Below are 16,418 nucleotides of genomic sequence, written 5' to 3'. Positions count from 1 at the left end.
GCCGCCGGGCATCAGATCGCGCCAGCGAAGCCCTGCTGGCGCCATGCCTCGTAGGTCACCACGGCCGCAGAATTCGACAGGTTCAGGGATCTGCGTCCCTCCAGCATCGGGATCCGCACTCGTTCGGTGACGCGCTCGTGGCTCAGTACCTGGTCCGACAGGCCGGTCGGTTCGGGACCGAAGAGCAGCACATCGCCGGGGCGGAACTCAATGTCGGTGTACCAGCGGGTCGCGTGCGCAGTGAAGGCGAACACCCTCGAGGAAGCCAGTACGGCGCTGCCCAACGCGGCGTCGAGATCAGGGTGCACGACCACCGACGCCAGGTCGTGGTAGTCCAGTCCCGCACGTCGCAACTTGGGCGCTTCCAGATCGAACCCGAGCGGTTCGACCAGGTGCAGGGTCGCTCCCACCCCGGCTGTCATCCGAATCGCGTTGCCCGTATTGGGTGGGATTCGGGGCTCGAGGAACATCACATGAAACACCCCTCAGACTACCGGCAACGGGGGCAGCGGCCGCTACGAGCGCTGGTTCTCGGGCTCCGGGCTGAGCTCCCTCTGGTCCACAGAGACCTTCTCCTCGCGCGGTTCGTACCACTGCGAGTCACATCCCGGACACAGGTAGACCGGGGCGCCCCGGACGTCACGGTCGGTCTCGATGGTGCCGCAGGCGTCCTGGCACGGGTGGGAGACGAGGTACTTGGCCATCTGCCCATTCTGCCCGTTCCACCGCCGCATGACACACCAGCCGGCAGCCTCTTCGGCCACCTGCAACGCCCCGGTGCTCCTGCAGCGGTTGAAACCGTGCACCAGGCGCTATCCGTTGCAGTTAGCCGCGATCACCCTTTTCGCGGTCCTCAGCGCGCCAGCACCAGCCTCAACTGCTCGACCGCCCAGTTGAGGTCGGCGGCCTGAATGGTCAGCGGAGGTGCGATGCGGATCGTCTGGCCGTGCGTGTCCTTCACCAACACGCCGCGGGCCAACAGACCCCGGGCGACGTCGCGGCCGGTGCCGCGCGACGGTTCGACGTCGACGCCCGCCCACAGTCCAGCCACGCGCACCTCGGTGAGGCCGTGGCCAACCAGTTCGTCGAGCAGACCTTTGAGGTGGTGGCCCAGCGTCGTGGCGCGTTCCTGGAACTCGCCGGTGCGCAGCAGCTCGACCACGCGCAGGCCGACCGCCGCAGCGACGGGATTCCCGCCGAAGGTCGACCCGTGTTCGCCCGGACGGAACACCCCCAGGACCTCACGGTCACCGACGACGGCCGACACCGGCAGGATGCCACCGCCCAGCGCCTTGCCCAGCAGGTACAGGTCGGGGACGACGCCCTCGCGGTCGCAGGCGAATGTCGCGCCGGCACGGCCGAGGCCTGACTGGATCTCGTCGGCGATGAGGAGCACGTTGCGCTGGGTGCACAGGTCGCGGACCGCCCTCAAGTAGCCCGGCGGCGGGATGATGACGCCGGCCTCACCCTGGATGGGCTCGATGAGCACCGCGGCAGTGAACTCGTCGATGGCGTCCGCGATCGCCGCGGCGTCCTGGTAGGGGACGGTGACGAATCCGGGCGTGAACGGCCCGAACCCGTCCCGGGCGACGGGGTCGTCGCTGAACCCGACGATCGTGGTGGTGCGGCCGTGGAAGTTGCCCGCCGCCACGATGATCCGCGCGGCGTCTGCGGGCACGCCCTTGACGCGGTAGGCCCAGGCGCGCGCTGCCTTGATGCCGGTCTCGACGGCCTCCGCACCGGTGTTCATCGGCAGCACGAGGTCCTTGCCGCACAACTCGGCCAGGGCGGCGCAGAAGGCGCCAAGCTGGGCGTTGTGGAATGCCCGACTGGTCAGGGTGAGCCGGCCGATCTGGTCGACGGCCGCCTTCACCAGCTCGGGGTGTCGGTGTCCGAAGTTCAGCGCCGAGTAGGCCGACAGCAGGTCGAGGTAGCGCCTGCCCTCGACGTCGGTCACCCAGACGTCCTCCGCGGTCGACACGACCACGGGAAGCGGATCGTAGTTGTGCGCGACGTGCTCCCCCTCGTCGTGGATGAATCGCGCGGTCGGCGTCCCGGCGTCCGTCGACGTGGATGGGTTCATCGTGGTGCTCATGGTCTGGCTCCTCTGAGTCCCAGGGTGCAGCACTTGATCCCGCCACCGCCGAGGTGCAACTCGGACAGGTCGACGGCCACGGGGTGGTAACCGCGCTCGCGCAGCTGGGCGTCGAAGCCGTTGATGGGCGTCGAGATCACCACATTGAGACCATCGCTGACAGCGTTCAGTTCGAGGGTCTCGGGAACGAAGGCGGGCACCCGGATTGCGTCCGGGAACCGCTCGACGAGTTCGCCCTGGCTGTGCGCGTCAAAGGCGGAGGGCAGGTAGGCAATGTTCGCCCGCTCCACCCCGCCCGGGCCCTGCACCGGGTCCAGGACGCACAGCGCGGTGTCCAGATGGTAGTAGGCCGGGTTGACCAGGCGCAGCGAGACGACCTCGAGCCCGAACACATCGGCGACCTCGGCGTGGCTCCCGAGCTCGGAACGGAAGCCATAGCCGGCGAGGATGGTCTCGCCGGCGAGCAGGAAGTCCCCTTCACCCTCCTGGGTCGCGACCGGCTCGACGACCTCGAACCCGTGGGCGGCGAACCACTCCCGGAACGGGCGTTCCTCACCGCGACGCTCGGCCACCTTGAACCTCGCCCCCAGTGCCACACCGTTGATGACGAGTCCGCCGTTGGCCGTGTAGACCATGTCGTCCAGGCCGGGGATCGGGTCGATCAGTTCGACCTCGTGCCCCAGCTCCAGATAGGTGTCGTGGAGCGCCTGCCACTGCCGCACCGCTCGCGCCGTGTCGGTGGGACGCGCCCGCTGCATCCACGGGTTGATCTCGTAGCGCACCGTGAAGTGGTCCGGACGACACATCAGGAACCGGCGACGCTGCTGGATCCGCTGTTGAGAAGGCATCTCGCTCCCCACCGAGTGTGGCGGCGGACGCTGTCCTGGGGCCCGGCGGCACTTCGACCCGTGGGCTGGCCACGAGGAAGAGGCGACACGAGCACGCCTGACTGCAGTATGACACGGACCACGGGCGCTCTTGGGGACTGATGCTCATTGCGTCTTCAGGGGCGCCGGTAGCCGTACTTCGCCGGGTTGGCGAGTGTGGTGTCCACGGTGAAGGCAGCGCTGTTCTCGTCCATGGCGACCCGCCGCAACACGCTGATCGCCCTCTGGCGGTCCCCCGCGATGATCGCCGAGTCGAATTCGCGGGTCAATCCAGCAGCGGCCAGGCGCTCGTTGACCGTCATCCCCGAAAAGTTGGGGCGTGATGAACCCATGGGCGGAGTCTATGGCTGGCTTCCGGGACGGGAACCAACTGCAACAGTTGGGACCCGTTGCAGGGCTTGAAGCCTTGCAGGAGGACGGAACTGGTGCAGGTGGCAGCCGCGCGGGTGCCGACGACGTTCCCAGACTGCACCGCCCACCCAGACTGCACCGCCCACCTAGACTTCCGGCATGAACCTGCATCCGAACCTTGCGCCCATCGCTGGTCTGGTCGGCACGTGGCGCGGCCCCGGGGTCGGCGAGTACCCGACCATCGACACCTTCGAGTACACCGAGCAGGTCACCTTCACCGACATTGGCAAGCCCTTCCTGGCCTATGCCCAGCGCACCTGGGCACCGGATGGACGACCCCTGCATGTCGAGACCGGCTACCTGCGGGTGCCCAGCCACGGCCGGGTCGAGTTCGTCCTGGCCCAACCGACCGGTCAGACCGAACTGGCCGAGGGGCCACTCGTGGCCGAGGCCGACGGGTTCTCCATGGAGCTGCACTCACGGGTGGTGAACTCCGCATCAGCGAAGCTGGTGGACCAGACCGTCCGACGAATCCGGCTCCAGGGCACCGAACTCACCACCAGCTTCGAGATGGCAGCGGTGGGGGTACCTCTGACCCACCACCTCAGCTCAGTGCTGACCCCTGCCGGTCCGTCCCCGGAGCAGCCGAACCAGCATGACCAGGCCTATGAGGGCGGTGATCAGTCCCAGCCCGCCCAACCCCGGTGAGTCATCGGCCTGGCCGAGCATGACGACCAGGGCACCAAAGGCAATCAGGAACAGGCCAGCGGCTGCGGACAGAACACTCCACGTGCGCGAGGCGCCGCGCCTCGGCTGGTCACGGCTGGGCTCAGGCGGGCTGAGGGGAGTTGACATCCTGCCACCCTAGTCGTGACTGTCGGGGCACCGCGATTCACCGCACCGGGGACGCGTCGACGGCGTCTGGCCCGTGGCCCCGGCGCGCGATCTCGGCCCGGGCGCGCGCAATCCCGCCGTGTTCGAGGGCGGCGATGGTGGACACGCCTTCCCAGATGAGTCGGCCCCGCCGGCGCACTGTGACGTGCATCGTGGCGCCGAGATGCTCGATGGCGCCGGGCACATTTCGCCGCTCGGCAGGCAGTGGCACGGGCAGCACATGCGCGGTGTCCAGACTGCCCGACCCCTCGATGTCGACGCTCCACTGGGCACTGCGTCCGCTGAGCTCCCACCGCTCGTCGGTGACCTCGGCATGCACTGGCGAGACGACCGGGTTCCCCAGTCGGATGAGTGTGCCGTCCGGCAGCAGGACGACCACAGCCGTGACGGTCGTGTGGAACGGCCCAGCGCTGACCTGCCCCCCAGCGAAGGCGACGCACACCGACCGATCATCAAAGCCCTGCGCCTGACCCCACCACCATGCGTCGGGAAACCCGCCCTTGCCCCAATTCTTCTCGGCATAGACCGACCATCCGTCCAGCGCCCAGGTCTCGGTGCCCAGCACGGCGCGTCCGTGCACCGACCCACCCAGCAGCCACGGGTGCCAGTACTGGTTGAGGCCGGGCACGGCCTGGAACACGCTGGACCCACCAAGACTCTTGCGCGGCCAGGGCTGCGGACTTCTGACCTCCACGTCAAGGTGGGCGTCGGCGGCGAGGTCGACCCGCACGCGTCCCGACGTGCCGACAAAGGCATCACCTGCGGACGCGCCGAGTCGGTCCGTGGCGGCCACACCTACCGGGTGAACTGCCGTGCGCAGGAAACCATGCGGATGCGCCGCGAGGCCAAGCGTCGACCAGTGTCCGTCATCCGAGTGGTTCACGCCGTTGAGTGCGATCACGACGCGTCCGGACGCAGGGTCGCTGAACCGCCAGAAGTACCCCTCCATGGCGACGTCGTGGGCGGGCAGCAGGTCACCACACGGCCAGTCCGCGCCGCTCGCGCGATAGGTCCGGAGCAATGCGGCAACCGTGCGCCGCAGCGTGGAGGTCATCCCAGCACTATGGCACCGCTGGACCTGCGAGGACAGGGTCGCCACGTAGGCCTGTGGACACGCACGAAGTTGTCCACAGCTTCGCTGCCGAGGGTCCACCCCCCTCGCCCCGTGACAACACTGAGGGACATGACCTTCGAAGACCTGCCCAACAATTGGGCTGACATGCCACTGACCGACGCCGAACTCGCGACCAATGTGGTCGACCTGTTCCTGGGTGAACGCGACCGGCACGCTGACTCATGGCTGCTGCTGCTCTGCGACGAGCACGACCGCCTCATCCAACCCATTGTGATCGACGGCATGAAGTGGCACTGCTCCGCACGCGAACTGGCGGAAGCGACGGCGTTCCTCGACCAGTTGGACGTGGTGCCGGGCATGATCGCAGCCATCTCGTCTGCGCGTCCCTTCACCCTGCCGCTCGGCCGTCGCTGGCACCGGGCGTTGGCCGAGACCGCACCCAAGCTGCTCCACTTCTACACTGCCAACCCCGGTTTGCTGCCACGTCGCATCGGCGGCTGCGCCCAGGACGAACTGGCATCGTGACCGCTTCGCGGCTGGCATGGCCCCGAGTTCGGGTCGTGCGCCACGTCAGCGATGGACACGCGTACCGCGGCCCATGTCGACGCGTTGCTCCAGTTCCCGCAGGCGCTCCTCCGGAGTGAACACCTGCCACAACTCCCACCCGGGCGCCGCGAACACCGTCAGGGCACCCAACACCTCCTCGATCGACATGAACTCCCTCCACGCGGTGACCATGATCCCGTTGCCGCCCTCGGTGAAGACGGCCAGGCCGTCGCGGACCCACCCGTCGTAGACCGCGAGGGCCTGCGCCTGGGTGACGGGTGGATCGAAGGACGTCCAGGTGACGACCGACTCAGCCAGGCGGACGATCTCGACCAGCCGCCACGACCCGGACGCGGTGCGCGCGACTCGAACGACGTCGTTGACCGCGAGCGGTACCTCGTTGGCGTTGTTGTGGGAGGCGACCAGACCCTCGTTCCGGTCGATCCAGCGGCCCCAGAGGCATTCAGTGGCAGCCACGTGGTCCTCGAACGGACGCAGCGCCACAGTGAACTTCAGCAGTGATTCACCTTGCTGTTCTGTCATGTACTCATGTTGCTCCGGGGGTCGGACATTTCTGGGCTGCCCGAACCCGCGGCTCTACTCGCCCAGCCCCTGCCGATGGACACGTCAGCAGAGACGACGTCCTCGAGGCGCCAGCTTCCGCCGCCCGACAGGCGCTCGTCCGCCTCGCAACACATCTGCGCAAACCCCTGACGTTCACAACAGAACCGCATGCGCCGAAAGGACGTTGTCAGCTAGACGTTCATTCTGCACTCGACTGCGCTGCGTTGCCAGGGGACGCGTCATCCATCGCTCGCCGAGTCAAGGCACCGCACGGTCAAGGCGCCTAGCAATTGCACGTCCGCAAGGCCGTTTCGTCCTGGCGGGCGAGCCGCTCAAACACTCCGTAAGAGAGGGGCGCGCATCGTACTGTGCGGGTGGGCGCCGCGAGCGCACGAAGAGCGGCTTGAGAGGAATCGCGGTTGTCGACCGGCAGCCCGACGGTCCCAGGATTGCCATCTGGCTCGTGAGCCGGGGTTCTGGTGCCGGACTTAGCGTGACGAACTCCACCATGTCCTCCGTCGCCCGCAGTCTCAAAAGACCGGGTCGGCCGCAAGGTCCGAGTGACGAACCTCCAGTCGAGGCAAGTACTGGCGTGTCACTTCCGACACCACCTTCGCCACCCAATCAGGAGCGTCCGGGGAGACGTAGACTGAGCCTATCAACTCGTCCAGATCGACGGCCTCACGGAGGAGCACAGGCGGGACGTCCGGCTCGGTAAGGGTCGCCGTGTTGTTCTGATCCGTCTCTAGAACCTTGGGCGACCACATTGCAAGCAAGCGATACTCCTGCTCGTGAGCAAAGCTCAACCGCTTGTGAATGTAGGGAAGGAAAAGGTTCCGCTCCGGTATGTACGTGGTGGCGTAATTGACGTACTTCACTTGTGATCCGCAGACTTCCGGACGGTGCACGCCCTTCAAGGACGCCTGAAGACGGCCAATAGTCGCCTTGACCGCAACACCTTTCCCTGCAGCGTCGTACAGCTTCCACATGGCGTATGACTCCGCGTCGCCCATGTACCAGCAGTTCAGGTAGGTGTGAGTCCGCCCGTGTAGATACAGATTATGCATTGCCTTGGCGAACGACTCGCTCCAGTGCTCGGCGTAAATGGCCGGGCGTTCAGCGACATTTAGGTCGCTGAACGAGCCTTCCCACTTATCCTCCATCTGATCGACACGTGTGAGATGTAGTTCCGACTCCTGCAGGAGATCGAGGAACCTGTACAGGTCCATGTAACGCCAAAGTACGGTGTCAGCATCCTCGACATCCCAGAGGTCGGGGTGGCTCTTGTAGGTCACACTCTTTCCCACCTTTGCGGCGCTGCTTCGCGGACGGCTATTCACTTCTTGCCCGATGAAGCTGATTCGTGTCGGAACTCCACTACATCGCTGTCAAAGTGTCAAGCCGCTACCACGATGCGGGCAGCCCTCGCAGATGCACCCAGGACGTCGAAGATTAGTGCGGAACCCTTCAGGGTTCTCGCTATCCGACCTCCCGCGCGGACCGCACGCGTTCAACGAATTGCTGCCCGTCGGCAGTCAGCCGCCAGAGAGCGGGACCGTAATGGCTTTCGGGAGTGCTGGCCTCGTACGCAGGCGGCTCGCCAAGGCCAACAAACAGAGCGCCATCGGCAGGACTATGATACTCGAGCAGTCCGTCGGCGATCAGATAGTCGAGCAGGAGTGTCTGACTCGTATCGACGACTACTTCGGTCTGGTCGGGGTTATTCACGAAGCGATCGATGATCCGTCGTTCGAGGTCGCCGTACCTGCCCGCAAGGACGCTGAGGTTGTGCTTGTAGGCCGTCACAGATCGTCTATCGATCTCGCGCGCGGTAACCCTGGCGTGGCAGTTCGCACACAGGAGTATCAAGTTTTCAAAGCTGTGCTCTTTAACCTTGGCCCACTCGTCTATGTGATGAATCTGAAGCCCCGACGTTGCGCGGCACGTCGGGATCGCACAACGGTGTCCGGCCTCGACCCGTACAGCACGACTCAAGGGCCTGGATATGGCGGGTCTTCCACCACTCACCGTGGCCCTCCCGAAGATGCCTGCCCGAACCGGAACTCCACCACGTCGCCGTCCTGCATCACGTACTCCTTGCCCTCCAGGCGCATCTTGCCGGCAGCCTTCGCCGCAGCCTCGGAGCCAGCCGCCACCAGGTCGTCGAAGCTGACCACCTGGGCCTTGATGAAGCCCTTCTGGAAGTCAGTGTGGATCACCCCGGCCGCCTCGGGCGCGGTGGCGCCCTTGGGGATCGTCCAGCCGCGAGCCTCCTTGGGGCCGGCCGTCAGGTAGCTCTGCAGACCCAACGTGTCGTACCCAACCCGGGCCAACACGTCCAGACCCGGCTCGTCCACGCCGCTGTCGGCCAGGAACTCCCGGGCCTCCTCATCGGACATCTCCACGAGTTCGGACTCAAACTTGGCATCCAGGAAGATGGCCTCGGCCGGCGCCACGATCTCGCGCATCCGCGCCTTCAGGTCCTCGTTGGCCAATTCGTCCTGGTCGCAGTTGAAGACGTAGATGAACGGCTTGGCCGTCAGCAGGAAGAACTCCCGCAGCAGTTCGGTGTCGATGCCGGAGGCGAAGACAGTGGTGCCGGCATTCAGCACGTCGACCGCCCGCTGCATGGCCTCGAGCTTCGGCTGGGTCTCCTTGCGGATCCGCGCCTCCTTCTCCACCCGCGGCAGCGCCTTCTCCAAGGTCTGCAGGTCGGCCAGGATCAGCTCGGTGGTGATCGTCGAGATGTCGTTGCCCGGGTCGACCTTGCCGTCGACGTGGGTGACGTCGGCGTCCTCGAAGACGCGGGTGACCTGACAGATCGCCTCGGCCTCACGGATGTTGGCCAGGAACGCGTTGCCCATGCCCTCACCCTGGCTGGCGCCCTTGACGATGCCGGCGATGTCCACGAAGGACACGGTCGCGGGAATGATCTTCTCCGACCCGAAGATCTCGGCCAGCGTGGCCAGTCGCGAGTCGGGGACCCCGACCACGCCGACGTTCGGCTCGATCGTCGCGAACGGGTAGTTCGCCGCGAGCACGTCGTTCTTGGTCAGAGCGTTGAAAAGGGTCGACTTGCCGGCGTTGGGCAGTCCGACGATGCCAATGGTAAGAGCCACGGAAGGCAAGCTTACCGTCAGTCACCCTCGACGCTCACCGCCGCCCCTGGGGGTCGACTCAGACGCCCGACCAGTACGCCTCCAGCGCCCGGGACAGGTACCAGGGGTCGTCGACACCGCACATTTCCCGCGCCGAGTGCATGGACAGCAGCGGGATGCCCACATCGACGGTGGGAATGCCCAGCCGGGTCGCGGTGATCGGTCCGATGGTCGACCCGCACGGCACCGCGTTGTTCGACACGAACGGCTGCACCGGCACCTCGGCCGCAGCACAGGCACGCTTCCACAGCGCCGCCCCGACCGCGTCGGTGGTGTAACGCTGGTTGGCGTTGATCTTCAGCAGCGGACCGCCGTTGACCAGCGGCTGGTTCTGCGGGTCGTGCTGGCCGACGTAGTTGGGGTGGACGGCGTGGCCGGCGTCGGCGGAGACACAACTGGAGCGGCGGATCATCGCCGCGCAGCGGTCACCGTCAATGCCGTGGCCGACGGCGATGCGGCGCAGCACGTCCTCCAGGATCGGCCCGGCGGCGCCACTGGTGGAGGCCGACCCGACCTCCTCGTGGTCGAAGGCCGCCATCACAGCGATGTCGGAGCCCAGCTCGACCCGGCCCAGCGCCACCAGGCTCGCGTGCACGCTGGTCAGGTTGTCCATCCGCGGGGCTGCCAGGAACTGGTCCTTGACCCCGAACAGGGCCGGTGCCTCGGTCGTGTAGGCCACCACGTCGTGGTGGGCGAGGTCGGCGGGGTCAATGCCTGCCTGCTCGCACAGGTAGTCCTCGATGTTCAGTTCGGCGTCCGAGACGGCGTAGAGCGGACGCGTGTGCTGCTGGCGGTCCAGCGTCAACCCGTCGTTGGCGCTCCGGTCGAGGTGGATCGCCAGCTGCGGGATCCGCAGGATCGGCCCGGTGCGCACCATCCGCACCTCGCCGTCGACGGTGGTGACCCGGCCCGCCAGCCCCAGCTCCCGGTCCAGCCACGAGTTCAGCAGCGGTCCCCCGTAGACCTCCATGCCGGCCTGCTGCCATCCCACGGTGGTGGCCGTCGCGTTCGGCTTCAGCTTGAAGGTCGGCGAATCGGTGTGGGAGCCCACCACGCGGAAGCCGGTGGCGTCATCCACGGTGTCGGGCACCAGCCAGGCGACCACGGCCCCGTCGCGCACGATGAACTGCCCGCCGTGGCTGCGGTCCCATGGCTTGGCCTCGTCCAGCCGGGTGAATCCGCTGGCCTCAAGCTGGGCGGCGACCTCTTCGGCGGCGTGGTACGAACTGGGCGAGGCCTTGATGAACGAGGTGAGGCCTTCGAGGTGGTCGCGTGCAGACATGTCCACCATCCAACCAGAGGGCGACGACATCACCGGTTCAAGGGAGCCCGAGCGTCCGGATCTGGCGTTCGATCACCGATGCATAGAACCGGTCCCCATCAACGGTGACACCCTTGAAATGACCGGCGAGTTCGAGGCTGATGAAGCCGATCAGCTGGGCCAGGTCGGCCACGGCCACCGCCAACACGCCCGCGCTGACCCCCGGCACCGATTCCATGAAGCCCACTGCGGTCTCGTCCACGGTTCCCGGGCGGCCGGCGGCGACGATGCGCAGGAATGGTGCGGCCACCCTGGCGGCCGCCGGCACCGTCTCAGAAGGCGCCTGGTAGTCCGGAATGGGGGTCCCATAGATCAGCTGGAACTCGTGGGGGGACTCCCGGGACCAGTCGCGAGCCCTGTTCGCGACCGCTCGCCAGGCGGCCGCACCGGCAGCATCCGAGGCGGCGGCTTCCAGTGCGTCAGCCAGGTGGTGGTAGCTCTCGATGATCATCCGCGTCAGCAGCGCCTCGCGGGTCGGGAAATAGCGGAAGACGGCCGATGACACCATGCCCACGTCCCGGGCCACGGCACGCATCGACAGTCCCGTCGCACCGTGGACAGCGAGTTGGTGGCGAGCGCTGGCGAGGATGCGGGTGGTGTTCTCAGCCCTGCTCTGTTCACGGATTCCGACCATGGTCACCATCATGGCCGGACTCAATCGAAAAAGCGAGAGCGGTGCTCTTGACAGAACGAGAGCGGTGCTCTCATACTGAGAAGAGGAAGCACTGCTCTCACGCTGGAGGAAGTCATGAAGGACTCGCGCACCACCCTCGCCGCCGTCACCGCTCCCCTAGTTGGTACCGGGATCGCGATGGCCGGCTACTTGCTGCTTCGCCCCTACGGCGACCAGGGCGGTGACCCCGCCCAGATCGCCGCAGCCCTTGCCAGCCCGCTGTGGATCGCCGCGCACCTGCTCGGAGTCCTGGCCCTGGCCCAGTTCGCACGACTGGCCCTTCGACTGGACGAGGCGATCCGCGGACGCGACCAGCGTTCGCTCCCCGCTCGGGCTGCCCGGACCCTCGGTCTGGTCGGTGTGGTCCTGTGCCTGCCCTACTACGGCGCGGAGACCTTCGGGTTGCACGCTTTGGGCGTCGCCCATCGGGCCCATCCGGACGCCGGTATGCTCGCGGTCGTCGATCAGGTGCGCAACCACCCCGCCGCGCTGGTGACCTTTGGGATCGGCCTGATCGCCCTGTCCGTTGCTGCCGTCCTGGTGGCGGTGGTCTGGTCGAAGAACGCCGCGACGGCCTGGGCGGCATGGCCGCTGGGCATCGTGATGGCCCTGTTCCCCGTGCAGTTCTACCTGGCTGCTGGTGGCCGGGTTGCCTATGGAGTGGTGTTCGCGATCTGCACGGCGATCTGGGCGGTGGCGGCACTGCGTGACGACCGCTTGACCCGCGCCGACCGTGTGGTTGACCTGTCGGGCAAGCGCGCCTCGACCAGCCAGATTGCGTGACGGTTCGGCCCTAGGCGGGGTGGGGGCGCAGGATTTGTCAGCGGCCTGCGGCACAGTGAACACATGACTTTCGCATCGCTCACCCTGCTGCTGGTCGGCCTGCTGCTCGGCGTCGTCGTCGGCGCCGTCTGCAGCTGGTTGGTCAGCCGCTCCCGCTCGCAGGCACAGTCCTCGGACGCGGTCGCCGCGCTGGCCGAGGCCCGCGCCACCGCCGAGCGTGCCCGGGCCGAGGCCGCGGACGCCAAGGCGGAAACCTCCCAGGTGCGCGTCGAGCTGGCCACCCAGCGAGAGCTGTTGGCCCAGCAGCGCACCGAGGCTGCCAACGCCGATGCCGACCGCGCCGAGCGCCAGGCGGTGGTGAGCAATGCCAAGGCCGAGGTCGCCGAGGCCAGGTCGGCGCTTGCCGGAGCGCTGGCCCAGCGGGATGCGGCCCTGGCCCAGGTCGAGGCGATGGCGGCCAATGAGGAGCAGATGGTCAACCAGTTCCGGATTCTGTCCAGCGATCACCTGGAACGTCAGGGCAAGACCGCCGATGCTGCCGCCGCCGAACGCCAGAAGGCGGTGGAGGCACTGGTCAGCCCGCTGACCCAGCAGCTCAAGGAGTTCCAGCAGCGGGTCACCGAGATCGAGAAGGAACGCTCCACCCTGGCCACCGAACTGCGCGAACAGGTCAAGCTGGTCACCAGCACCGGTGACCAGGTGCGGCGCGAGACGGCGGCGCTGGCCACCGCCCTGCGCAAGCCGCAGGTGCGCGGCCAGTGGGGCGAACTGCAACTGAAGCGGGTGGTCGAGGTCGCCGGCATGGTCGAGCACGTCCACTTCCAGCAGCAGGCCACCACGACGACCAGCGCCGACACCACGATTCGACCCGACATGACCATCATGTTGGGTGACCGCCGCCACGTCCACGTCGACTCCAAGGTGCCGCTGTCTGCCTTCCTGGACGCCCAGGAGGCCACCTCAGAGACCGAGGCCGAGCGACTGCTGGCCCTGTTCAGCAAGAACGTGCGCAACCACGTCGACCAGCTCTCGAGCAAGCAGTACTGGAAGTCCGAGGCAGGCACCCCGGATTTCGTGATCATGTTCATCCCCGCGGAGGCCCTCTACGTCGAGGCCGTCAATCGCATGCCGGACCTGATCCAGTACGCCGCGGACAAGGCGATCATCATCGCCAGCCCCACGTCGCTCATTGGTCTGCTGAAGACGGTGTCGCACTCGTGGCGCCAGGTCGCCTTGGCCGAGAACGCAGCCCAGGTCCTCACCCTCGCCCGGGAACTCCACGACCGTCTCGGCAAGATGGGAAGCCACGTCGACAAGCTGGGGCGCGCCTTGGGTACCGCCGTCAACGCCTACAACGACTCGGTGGGGTCCCTCGAGGGCCGGGTGCTGCCCTCGGCCCGCAAACTGTCCGACCTGAACGTGACCGACGCCGAACTGGTCTCGCCACGGCACGTCGATGCGGACGTCCGACCCCTCAGCGCCCCCGAACTGCTCCAGGCCCGTGACGCCCAGCAGGCGATCACCGCCGGTCCCGACGAGGTTCTCGAGCAGTCCGGGGCCGACCTGCTGGCCCTGACCCGCCCCGACCCGAGCCTGGAGGAACTGGTCGAGGACACCCAAGGCACCGGGCACGCTTCGGCGACGCACCTGCGCAAACTGGGCTGAACGCCGCCCGGGTGCGACTTTGCCCCAGTGGGAGTACAAATGAACCTTGTGACCACTCTTGCTGAAATGTCCACCATGATCGAGGCCGCCACCGGCGTCCTGCAGGGTGTTGCCACCATGACCCCGTTGCAGCGCAATGAGCGGTTGTCCGCAGCCAGTGGTGGGCAGGTGTGGCTCAAGCGGGAGGACCTGCAGCCGGTGCGCTCCTACAAGCTGCGCGGCGCCTACTTCCTGATGAGCCAGCTCACCACGGTCGAACGCGCCGCCGGCGTCATCTGCGCGTCGGCCGGCAACCACGGCCAGGGCGTCGCCTGGAGCTGTGCCCGGCTCGGCATCAACGCCCGCATCTTCATCCCCTCGACCACACCGCGGCAGAAGCGTGACCGGATGGTGGCGTTGGGGCAGGGTCACATCGAGCTGGTGGTGGGTGGGGACACCTACGACGACGCGTCTGCGCTGGCCAAGACGGTGGCGGCCGCCGAGGGCGCCACCATGGTGCCCGCCTTCGACGACCTGCGCACCATCGCCGGCCAGGGCACGCTGGCGCCCGAGATCGTCCAGCAACTCGGGGCGGCGCCGGACGTGCTGCTCATCCCCGTCGGCGGCGGGGGGCTGTTGTCCGGGCTGGGCGCATGGTTTCGCACCAACTATCCCGACACCCGCCTGATCGGTGTGGAGCCGGCCGGCGCGCCGAGCATGATTCGGGCCCTGGAGCAGGGCAGGCCGGTCGCGCTGCAGGGCATCGACACCTTCGTCGACGGCGCTGCCGTCAGCCGCGCCGGCGACCTCACGCTGCCCCTGGTCGCCCAGGTCGCTCCGGAGATGATCGCGGTGCCCGAAGGGCAGGTCTGCACCGAGATGCTCGACATGTACCAGGTCGACGGCATCATCGCCGAACCCGCCGGGGCGCTGTCCTCAGCCTGCCTGCGCACTTCCCAGGTCGACAGCGCCGTGGTCATCGAACCGGGACAGACGGTGGTCTCCATCGTCTCGGGCGGCAACAATGACGTCTCGCGCTACGCCGAGATCGTGGAGCGCTCCCTGGTGCACCAGGGCCGCAAGCGCTACCTGCTGGTGAGCTTTCCGCAGGAGCCGGGCGCCCTGCGCCGCTTCCTGGACGACGTGCTGGGCCCCGGCGACGACATCGTCCACTTCGAGTACGTGAAGCGCTCCAACCGGGACACCGGCCCGGCGCTGGTCGGCATCGAACTGTCCGACCCCTTCGACTTCCCGAAGCTGGTCGAGCGTCTGGAGGCCAGCAACCTGCAGGCGGAGGTGCTGCCGCAGGACAGCCCCTTCACCCGCCTGTTGGTGTAGCCGTCAGCGCGGGGGTGCAAGTGGTCGTCCCCCGCGACCTGCGGGGGTGCAGGGGGTCGTCCCCCGCGAGAAGCTTCAGTGCTGCTGGGCGCGCTTGATGTCCTTGCGCAGTTCCGGCGGGAGCGCGAAGACCAGGGACTCCTCGGTCAGACGCTCCTCGGTGGCGACCGGGAAGCCACGGTCCTGCAGGTAGGTCAGGACCCCGTGCACCAGTTCGTCGGGCACCGAGGCGCCACTGGTGACACCCACGGACGCGACGCCCTGCAGCCATGCCTCGTCGATCTCGCTGGCGTCGTCGACCCGGTAGGCGGCCTTGGCGCCGGCCTCGAGGGCGACCTCGACCAGGCGCACCGAGTTCGACGAGTTGCTGGAGCCGACGACGATGACCAGGTCGCTGTGGGCGGCGATCTGCTTGATCGCTGCCTGACGGTTCGAGGTGGCGTAGCAGATGTCGTCCGAGGGCGGGTCCATCAGCAGCGGGAACTTCTGGCGCAGCCGACGCACCGTCTCGTAGGTCTCATCGACGCTCAGGGTGGTCTGGCTCAGCCACGCCAACCTGCTCGGGTCCTTGACCTCCAGTGCCTCCACGTCCTCGGGGTGCTCCACCAGGGTCATGTGCTCGGGCGCCTCACCCATCGTGCCCTCGACCTCTTCGTGGTTCGCGTGACCGATCAGCAGGATCTCGAGGTCGTCGGCGGCGAATCGGCGCGCCTCGTGGTGCACCTTGGTGACCAGCGGGCAGGTGGCGTCGATGGTCTTCAGTTCGCGCTCGGCGGCCTCGGCGTGGACGGCCGGGGAGACGCCGTGGGCCGAGAAGACGACGGTGGCGCCCTCGGGCACCTCGGTGAGTTCCTCCACGAAGATGGCGCCACGCTGCTCGAGGTTCTCCACCACGTGCTTGTTGTGGACGATCTGCTTGCGCACGTAGACCGGCGCGCCGTACAGGTCCAGCGCCTTCTCGACCGTGATCACCGCGCGGTCAACACCGGCGCAGTATCCACGGGGGGCGGCCACCACGACACTCTTGGAGGTCTCAGTCATGGTGCCAGTCTACCCAGCCGGCCACCGACGATCCGCGGTCCTGACCAG

At 67.3% G+C, this 16,418-nt stretch carries 18 protein-coding genes and 1 pseudogene; 5 read left to right on the top strand and 14 right to left on the bottom strand.

The features are described from left to right. Positions 1-11 precede the first annotated feature (11 nt). From IPV09_RS06425 to IPV09_RS06405, 5 genes are all read right to left on the bottom strand, one after another. Positions 12-482 (bottom strand): tRNA (cytidine(34)-2'-O)-methyltransferase, encoded by a 471-nt coding sequence (locus IPV09_RS06425; protein WP_207474415.1) that lies wholly within the window; start codon positions 480-482, stop codon positions 12-14. A 33-nt stretch (positions 483-515) separates the two neighbouring features. After that, positions 516-704, bottom strand: coding sequence for a hypothetical protein (locus IPV09_RS06420; protein WP_207474414.1), 189 nt, complete (start codon positions 702-704; stop codon positions 516-518). A gap of 149 nt (positions 705-853) precedes the next feature. Next, positions 854-2,095: an ornithine--oxo-acid transaminase gene (rocD, locus tag IPV09_RS06415; RefSeq protein ID WP_242681316.1), complete on the bottom strand. Its 1,242-nt coding sequence runs from the start codon at positions 2,093-2,095 to the stop codon at positions 854-856. Continuing rightward, on the bottom strand, positions 2,092-2,943 hold the full coding sequence (gene ddaH, locus IPV09_RS06410; protein WP_207474413.1) for a dimethylargininase: 852 nt from the start codon (positions 2,941-2,943) through the stop codon (positions 2,092-2,094). Before ddaH ends, rocD begins: the two co-directional genes overlap by 4 nt. Before the next feature lie 155 nt (positions 2,944-3,098). Further along, positions 3,099-3,314 carry a hypothetical protein gene (locus IPV09_RS06405; protein ID WP_207474412.1) on the bottom strand — a complete coding sequence of 72 codons (216 nt, stop codon included), beginning with the start codon at positions 3,312-3,314 and terminating at the stop codon, positions 3,099-3,101. A 178-nt stretch (positions 3,315-3,492) separates the two neighbouring features. Between IPV09_RS06405 and IPV09_RS06400 the strand changes: the two genes are divergently transcribed. Next, on the top strand, positions 3,493-4,041 hold the full coding sequence (locus tag IPV09_RS06400; protein WP_207474411.1) for an FABP family protein: 549 nt from the start codon (positions 3,493-3,495) through the stop codon (positions 4,039-4,041). Between the two features lie 184 nt (positions 4,042-4,225). On the opposite strand, the gene IPV09_RS06395 is transcribed toward IPV09_RS06400, so the two are convergent. Next, positions 4,226-5,281: a tocopherol cyclase family protein gene (locus tag IPV09_RS06395; protein WP_207474410.1), complete on the bottom strand. Its 1,056-nt coding sequence runs from the start codon at positions 5,279-5,281 to the stop codon at positions 4,226-4,228. Between the two features lie 129 nt (positions 5,282-5,410). Between IPV09_RS06395 and IPV09_RS06390 the strand changes: the two genes are divergently transcribed. Further along, on the top strand, positions 5,411-5,827 hold the full coding sequence (locus IPV09_RS06390) for a hypothetical protein (protein ID WP_207474409.1): 417 nt from the start codon (positions 5,411-5,413) through the stop codon (positions 5,825-5,827). Between the two features lie 45 nt (positions 5,828-5,872). Here IPV09_RS06390 and IPV09_RS06385 read toward each other — a convergent pair whose 3' ends face one another. From IPV09_RS06385 to IPV09_RS06360, 7 genes and pseudogenes are all read right to left on the bottom strand, one after another. Then, on the bottom strand, positions 5,873-6,391 hold the full coding sequence (locus IPV09_RS06385) for a hypothetical protein (RefSeq protein WP_207474408.1): 519 nt from the start codon (positions 6,389-6,391) through the stop codon (positions 5,873-5,875). Between the two features lie 551 nt (positions 6,392-6,942). After that, positions 6,943-7,707, bottom strand: a complete 765-nt coding sequence (locus tag IPV09_RS06380; protein WP_207474407.1) for a DUF2971 domain-containing protein — start codon at positions 7,705-7,707, stop codon at positions 6,943-6,945. A 184-nt stretch (positions 7,708-7,891) separates the two neighbouring features. After that, positions 7,892-8,218 (bottom strand): hypothetical protein, encoded by a 327-nt coding sequence (locus IPV09_RS14200; protein ID WP_242681315.1) that lies wholly within the window; start codon positions 8,216-8,218, stop codon positions 7,892-7,894. Between the two features lie 33 nt (positions 8,219-8,251). Further along, positions 8,252-8,440, bottom strand: a pseudogene (locus IPV09_RS14635) (HNH endonuclease signature motif containing protein); the annotation flags it as partial. Next, positions 8,437-9,531: a redox-regulated ATPase YchF gene (ychF, locus tag IPV09_RS06370; RefSeq protein WP_207474405.1), complete on the bottom strand. Its 1,095-nt coding sequence runs from the start codon at positions 9,529-9,531 to the stop codon at positions 8,437-8,439. The pseudogene IPV09_RS14635 and the gene ychF, both read right to left, overlap by 4 nt. A gap of 58 nt (positions 9,532-9,589) precedes the next feature. After that, a complete protein-coding gene (locus IPV09_RS06365; protein WP_207474404.1) occupies positions 9,590-10,861 on the bottom strand; it encodes a M18 family aminopeptidase in 1,272 nt (423 codons plus the stop codon). A 28-nt stretch (positions 10,862-10,889) separates the two neighbouring features. Further along, entirely contained in the window at positions 10,890-11,537 is a 648-nt protein-coding gene (locus IPV09_RS06360) for a TetR/AcrR family transcriptional regulator (protein ID WP_207474403.1), read from the bottom strand. A gap of 102 nt (positions 11,538-11,639) precedes the next feature. Between IPV09_RS06360 and IPV09_RS06355 the strand changes: the two genes are divergently transcribed. The 3 genes from IPV09_RS06355 to ilvA all read left to right on the top strand — a co-directional run bounded on the left by IPV09_RS06355 (position 11,640) and on the right by ilvA (position 15,329). Next, the gene (locus IPV09_RS06355; protein ID WP_207474402.1) at positions 11,640-12,347 is read left to right on the top strand and encodes a hypothetical protein; all 708 of its coding nucleotides are present in this window, start codon (positions 11,640-11,642) and stop codon (positions 12,345-12,347) included. A gap of 63 nt (positions 12,348-12,410) precedes the next feature. Further along, the gene (gene rmuC, locus IPV09_RS06350) at positions 12,411-14,012 is read left to right on the top strand and encodes a DNA recombination protein RmuC (RefSeq protein ID WP_207474401.1); all 1,602 of its coding nucleotides are present in this window, start codon (positions 12,411-12,413) and stop codon (positions 14,010-14,012) included. A gap of 66 nt (positions 14,013-14,078) precedes the next feature. Further along, the gene (ilvA, locus tag IPV09_RS06345; RefSeq protein WP_242681313.1) at positions 14,079-15,329 is read left to right on the top strand and encodes a threonine ammonia-lyase IlvA; all 1,251 of its coding nucleotides are present in this window, start codon (positions 14,079-14,081) and stop codon (positions 15,327-15,329) included. A 75-nt stretch (positions 15,330-15,404) separates the two neighbouring features. Here the strand turns inward: ilvA and IPV09_RS06340 are convergent, their stop codons facing one another. Further along, a complete protein-coding gene (locus IPV09_RS06340) occupies positions 15,405-16,370 on the bottom strand; it encodes a 4-hydroxy-3-methylbut-2-enyl diphosphate reductase (RefSeq protein WP_207474399.1) in 966 nt (321 codons plus the stop codon). Positions 16,371-16,418: the final 48 nt, after the last annotated feature.

Source organism: Tessaracoccus sp. SD287 (assembly GCF_017355265.1).
Taxonomy (GTDB): domain Bacteria; phylum Actinomycetota; class Actinomycetes; order Propionibacteriales; family Propionibacteriaceae; genus Aestuariimicrobium.
Note: the sequence above shows the minus strand (reverse complement) of the source record. Positions and strands in the feature narration are given on the sequence as shown.

Bases quoted from the DNA above. Each gene is read 5' to 3' on its own strand.
- IPV09_RS06340 (WP_207474399.1), bottom strand. From the start codon at position 16,370: ATGACTGAGACCTCCAAGAGTGTCGTGGTGGCCGCCCCCCGTGGATAC.
- IPV09_RS06405 (WP_207474412.1), bottom strand. From the start codon at position 3,314: ATGGGTTCATCACGCCCCAACTTTTCGGGGATGACGGTCAACGAGCGC.
- IPV09_RS06360 (WP_207474403.1), bottom strand. From the start codon at position 11,537: ATGATGGTGACCATGGTCGGAATCCGTGAACAGAGCAGGGCTGAGAAC.
- ilvA (WP_242681313.1), top strand. From the start codon at position 14,079: ATGTCCACCATGATCGAGGCCGCCACCGGCGTCCTGCAGGGTGTTGCC.
- IPV09_RS06390 (WP_207474409.1), top strand. From the start codon at position 5,411: ATGACCTTCGAAGACCTGCCCAACAATTGGGCTGACATGCCACTGACC.
- rocD (WP_242681316.1), bottom strand. From the start codon at position 2,095: ATGAGCACCACGATGAACCCATCCACGTCGACGGACGCCGGGACGCCG.
- IPV09_RS06395 (WP_207474410.1), bottom strand. From the start codon at position 5,281: ATGACCTCCACGCTGCGGCGCACGGTTGCCGCATTGCTCCGGACCTAT.
- ddaH (WP_207474413.1), bottom strand. From the start codon at position 2,943: ATGCCTTCTCAACAGCGGATCCAGCAGCGTCGCCGGTTCCTGATGTGT.
- IPV09_RS06385 (WP_207474408.1), bottom strand. From the start codon at position 6,391: ATGACAGAACAGCAAGGTGAATCACTGCTGAAGTTCACTGTGGCGCTG.
- IPV09_RS06400 (WP_207474411.1), top strand. From the start codon at position 3,493: ATGAACCTGCATCCGAACCTTGCGCCCATCGCTGGTCTGGTCGGCACG.
- IPV09_RS06365 (WP_207474404.1), bottom strand. From the start codon at position 10,861: ATGGTGGACATGTCTGCACGCGACCACCTCGAAGGCCTCACCTCGTTC.
- rmuC (WP_207474401.1), top strand. From the start codon at position 12,411: ATGACTTTCGCATCGCTCACCCTGCTGCTGGTCGGCCTGCTGCTCGGC.
- IPV09_RS06355 (WP_207474402.1), top strand. From the start codon at position 11,640: ATGAAGGACTCGCGCACCACCCTCGCCGCCGTCACCGCTCCCCTAGTT.
- IPV09_RS06420 (WP_207474414.1), bottom strand. From the start codon at position 704: ATGGCCAAGTACCTCGTCTCCCACCCGTGCCAGGACGCCTGCGGCACC.